Source organism: Chrysiogenia bacterium, from assembly GCA_020434085.1.
In the GTDB taxonomy this organism is placed as follows: Bacteria; JAGRBM01; JAGRBM01; order JAGRBM01; family JAGRBM01; genus JAGRBM01.
This window is the reverse complement of the sequence record JAGRBM010000198.1, coordinates 1-1,605: the sequence shown is the minus strand read 5'-3', so window position 1 is coordinate 1,605 and position 1,605 is coordinate 1. Positions and strand designations below refer to the sequence as shown.

Here is a 1,605-nt window from a genome sequence, read left to right as displayed (position 1 = left end):
TAGTCGGGGTGGGGCAGCAGATAGCCCTTCATCCGCTCTCGGGTCTTGCTCTGCCGGTTGTAGATCGCGCCGGGCACGCCGCGGCGAACGAAGAGGTGCAGCCCCCGAATCAGCGCCTCGCCCAGGACCGGAGTCTTGAGCGAGCCCAGCAGTGCAAGGGCCCAGATCTTCGAGAGATCGAGATCCTCGCGACGGGGCACGAAGCCAATCGTATTCATGATGACGAGCCGCTCGACGCGGTCCTTGTGATTTACCGCCCAGTGTAGGCCAGTCGGGCCGCCCCAGTCCTGCACGACGGGTGTGAGCTTTTCGAGGCCGATCACCTCGATCACCTCGCCAAGACGCCGCGCGTGGGCTGGCACCGAGTAGTCGGCATCGGAGGGCTTGTCGGAAAGCCCGAAGCCCAGGTGATCGATGGCCACGCAGCGGAACTTGTCGCTCAGCCCGTGGATCATGTGCCGGTAGAGATACGACCACGTCGGGTTGCCGTGCACCATGAGCAGGGTGGGGCCGCTGCCCACGTCAATATAGTGAATGCGCCCCTCGGGCAGATTCACGTAGTGAGAATCGAAGTCGTAGTTGTCGAGCTTGATCCCGCCGGTATCAGCCATGTGTTCCCCCGGATCCGTACCGAATCTGACGGCGCCGCAGGGCTCCGACAGCGCCCTTGAGATGCCACGAGCAACCGGGCTGATTCAAGCGGCTTCAAAGAAGCCGCGAATCGCCTCGATGATCGGCTCGGGGGTGTCTTCCTGCAGGAAGTGCGAGGCGTTGGGAATTTCGATCGTGGGCGCGTGGTTGGGAAGCAGTTGCTCGAAACGCCGTGCCAGGGCGATGTTGAAGGCCGGATCGCGCAGGCCCCAGATGAGCTGGGTGCGCACGTCCCAGTCCTTGAGCCCGGCGCCGATCTCACGAAAGAGCCGGATATTGGGGTGCCAGGGACTCAGGGGAATTTCCCGTGGCAGTTCCAGCATGGCCGCGCGTGAAGCGTAGTCGGGAAAGGGGTGCCGGTAGCCCTTCATTCTCTCGCGCGTCTTGCTCTCGGCATTGTGAATCGCGCCGGGAACGCCGTAGAGCACAAAGGCGTTGAGCCGCTGGAGAAACAGCTCGCCAAGCCCCGGGGCCTTGAGAAAGCCCAGCAGCGGAAGCGCCCAGATCCGCGAGAGCGAGAGGTCGCGAAGCCGCGGGATAAAGCCGATGGTGTTGAGAATGACGAGGCGCTCGATCAGGTCCTTGTTCTGAACCGTCCAATGCAAGCCAATCGGCCCGCCCCAGTCCTGCACCACCGGCGTGACTTTTTCGAGCCCCAGGGCCTCGACCACTTCACCAAGCCGCCTCGAATGCGCCAACACCGAGTAGTCAGCCCCCGCGGGTTTGTCCGAGAGCCCAAAACCCAGATGATCGACGGCCACGCAGTGGAAGCGGTCCTTGAGCCCATGGATCATGTGCCGGTAAAGATAGGACCACGTCGGGTTGCCGTGGATCATCAGCAGAGTGGGGCCGCTGCCCGCCTCGACGTAGTGAATGCGCCCCTCGGGCAGATGCACGTAGTTGGATTCGAAGTTGTAATTGTCGAGTTCAATTCCGCCGGTATCCGCCATGATC

At 62.7% G+C, this 1,605-nt stretch carries 2 protein-coding genes; both read right to left on the bottom strand.

Annotation, left to right across the window (positions count from 1 at the left end; all coding sequences use genetic code 11):
* A partial coding sequence (locus tag KDH09_06545) for an alpha/beta fold hydrolase (protein ID MCB0219338.1) occupies positions 1–611 on the bottom strand: 611 nt, incomplete at its 3' end.
* A gap of 84 nt (positions 612–695) precedes the next feature.
* On the bottom strand, positions 696–1,605 hold a 910-nt coding region (locus KDH09_06540; GenBank protein ID MCB0219337.1), incomplete at its 5' end, for an alpha/beta fold hydrolase.